The organism is Streptomyces sp. PsTaAH-137, assembly GCF_003259365.1.
GTDB lineage: Bacteria > Actinomycetota > Actinomycetes > Streptomycetales > Streptomycetaceae > Streptomyces.
In genome coordinates this window covers 1-3,213 of record NZ_QLLY01000062.1, presented here as the reverse complement: position 1 = coordinate 3,213, position 3,213 = coordinate 1, and the positions used below count along the sequence as shown (strand labels likewise).

The window sequence follows — 3,213 nt, the reverse complement described above, 5'->3', positions numbered from 1 at the left end:
CCCTGCGCCGCCACCGCCGCCGCGCCCTGTCGACCTCCGGCATGAAGGCCATGCTGATGCAGGCCAAGTCGGCGCCCGGGATGGTCCTCAACGCCTCGATGCTGGACGCGGACCCGTACGCGCTGTGCACCCCGGACGGCGTCGTCGACCTGCGCACCGGCATGCTGCAGAGCCCGGACCCGGAGAAGCACCTGCACTCCCGCTCCACCGCGCTCGCGCCCCGCGCGATGAACGCACCGCGCTGGCAGCGCTTCCTGCAGGACACGTTCGGCGAGGACGCCGACGGCCAGGAGATGATCGACTTCCTGCATCTGCTGCTGGGTTACTCCATCACCGGCGACGTCGGCGGGCAGATCATGCCGTTCCTGTACGGGCAGGGCAAGAACGGCAAGAGCGTCCTGCTGGACGTCATGGTGAAGCTCCTGGGCGACTACGCGGATGCGGCACCGCCCGGATTTCTCATGGCCAAGCCCTTCGAGGGCCACCCCACCGACCTGGCGGAGCTGCACGGCCGGCGCATCATCGTCTGCTCCGAACTCAAGCCCGGCGACCGCTTCGACGAGGCCCGCGTCAAGCTGCTCACCGGCGGCGACCGCATCAAGGCCCGCCGGATGCGGCAGGACTTCTTCTCCTTCACGCCCACCCACAAGCTGTGGCTGCTGGGCAACCACCGCCCCGAGGTGAACACCGGCGGCTACGCGTTCTGGCGCCGCATGAAGCTGATCCCCTTCGAGCGGGTCGTCGCCGACCACCGCAAGGTCGACAACCTCGCCGACGTCCTGGTCACCGAAGAAGGCCCGGGGATCCTGCACTGGCTCATCACCGGCGCCCGGCGCTACCTCAACGGCGAGAAGGACCTCACAGGCCCCCAGCAGGTCCGTACGGCCACGACCGCCTATGCGGAGACCGAGGACCACACCGGCCGCTTCCTGACGGAGTGCTGCACCCTGGGCCCGGCCATGCGGGCGGAGCAGGCGCAGCTCTACACGTCCTACAAGCAGTGGTGCTCGCTGGAGGGCGCCAACCCCGTATCGTCCCGCGCCTTCGCGGCCAGAGTGCGAGAGAGCGTCGGCCTCTCGTCCCCCAAGCAAATGATCTTGTCGAACCAGCGGAAGTACTATCCGGGCATCGGGCTGAACGCCGAGGCGGAGGAAGCGACGGCATGAGCTCTCTGATCGAACCCAGTCAGATCGCCCACGAGCAGGACCTGGTCTGGCTCGAGGACATCGACGACCTGGACTACGTCCGCCAGAGCCTGGACCGCCTCCCCACGCGCCGTGGCAAGCCCGCCTACCACCGCGACGGCCGGATGGTCGGCTACGCCACCCTCTCCCCCGAGGCCCGCTCCTCCCGCGCCTCGGGCACGTTCCTGCGCCGCGTGTTCTGGCTGCTCCCTCACGACAGGGACCAGCAGCCGCGGGGCCTGTACGCCTCGGCCGCGCCCTCGGAGGCCGTCGACCCGCGGACACTGGGCACAGGGGTCAAGGGATACAAGACCGAGCGCTCGGAGGGCGGCCCGCCCTCGGACGCGATGCGCGAACTCGGCATAGAGCTACCGAAGAGCTGACAGCTACCGAAGAGCTGCGAGCGACCGAAGAAAATCCGTGGCGCAGGGCCAGAATCGGCGCGACCGGGGCCAGCTACCGAAGAAACAGCGACCATGGCTGTTCGGTAGCTGGCCTCAGTCGCTTAAAGAAACACCAGGTCAGAGCGTTGCCGCGAGGGTCGGTAGCGACCGTAGCGACGGAAGGTCGGAACTATGAAGACATTTGCGCGTGCGTGTGCGTGTCATAGATAGAAGGCTTCAGTCGCTTCAGTCGCTGTTTTGGTCTGTTAACCGCCTTTGACCTGCGATTTTCTGATTCTCGACCGAAGCGACTCAAGAGCGACCAGCTACTGGACTGGTTGAGTCGCTCCGCCGGACACCGCTCGGGCGGAGCTCCGGGAGACGCCCCGCCCGGAGGCGCTCCCCCCGGCCAGGCCGGGGCCGGCTCCCTCTGCGACCGCAGCGGTTGTCAGTGCCGTCGGGCAGGATGCGACGCATGTGACGGCCCGTCCGTCCAGGTTCCACAAGCCCGTCGGCTCCCGAGGGAGACTGCTGTGCGCAGGCCGGTCACAGGCGAAGTCCACGTTCACTACAGCCAGATCTACGTCGAGAGCACCCCGGACAGCCTGCCCACGGGCCTCTCAGAGGCTTTCGCGGGCCAGAGCGGAGGATTGTGCGGTGCGGCCGTGCCAGGCTCTCTCTGGCTCGTCACAGGACTGCACACGGGCGACGTCGGCTTCGCAGTGGAGGTCCACGACGAAGCCCCTCCCCTGGCCCCGGTCTGGCAGGACGTGGTCGAGGTGTCCTTCCGCCCGGCATCCGAACACACCAGCCTGGTGCAGTGGGCGGGAGAAGCCACGTGGAACCTGGGCCTCGCCCAGGCCGACTACCGGGTGAGGTACTGCGCCCGGGGCATGGACGAGGCCCGCAAGCTCGACACGAGGATGCCCGAGGAGCCTCAAGTCGACAGCTACCTCCTGCAGTTCTGGCCCGAACCGCCCCGCGCGGACCGCGTCGTCCGCCAGACCTCACAGATCGCCGCCTACTGGCACCGCACCGCGCGGGAGCTCCCACCGCCCCCCACACCCGAGCAGCGCGCCGAGACCGAACGCCAGGCCCGCCGTGCCGAGGCCCAGGCCGCCGAGGAGATCCGACTGCACCATGAGCGATGGGAATGGGGAGGCCGGCTGCCCAGCGCACGGCTGCGCGCCGTCGAAGACCATGCTCATGGACTGCTCCGCTACGACAGCGATCTGGTGCACGCCCTCGATGCGTCGGGTCCCGAGATCCAGCGCTCAGTCGCCTCGCTGGCCGCAGGACGGGCCTGTGCGACGGCGGGCCTGGTCGACGTCCCCTGGGTCGGCCAGGCCCTCAGGGCATTGACGGAGAGGCGCCCGCTGCCCCCGCCGTTCGATGACACCGACCGCATGTGGGAAGCCCTGGACTCCGAACTGCCGATCGCGGGACGGCCGGTGTCCCAGGCGATCCCTCCCGAACGGCCGCCCTACCGCCCTCCGACGTCTGAGACACCGGCCTGGAGCGAACCGGAACCGCGGGCCGTGGGCCCGGCGTCCAGAGCGTTCCTGGCGGCGGTCACCGCCGACGACGAAACACCGCCGGCCGTGCGAGTGGGGCGCGGCATGGCGATCGTGCACGCCTCCTCCCCC

The 3,213-nt window shown here is 69.2% G+C and carries 3 protein-coding genes; all 3 read left to right on the top strand.

Features of this window, described 5'->3' with window-relative positions:
• On the top strand, nt 1-1,166 hold a 1,166-nt coding region (locus tag K377_RS40765), incomplete at its 5' end, for a phage/plasmid primase, P4 family (RefSeq protein WP_111668679.1).
• Entirely contained in the window at nt 1,163-1,567 is a 405-nt protein-coding gene (locus tag K377_RS40760; RefSeq protein ID WP_111668678.1) for a DUF6009 family protein, read from the top strand. The genes K377_RS40765 and K377_RS40760, both read left to right, overlap by 4 nt.
• Before the next feature lie 665 nt (nt 1,568-2,232).
• Nucleotides 2,233-3,213 (top strand): hypothetical protein (locus K377_RS40755; protein ID WP_309252271.1); only part of this gene is annotated, 981 nt, incomplete at its 3' end.

Excerpts from the sequence above, each read along its gene's own strand:
- K377_RS40760 (WP_111668678.1), top strand. The coding sequence starts at position 1,163 with ATGAGCTCTCTGATCGAACCCAGTCAGATCGCCCACGAGCAGGACCTG.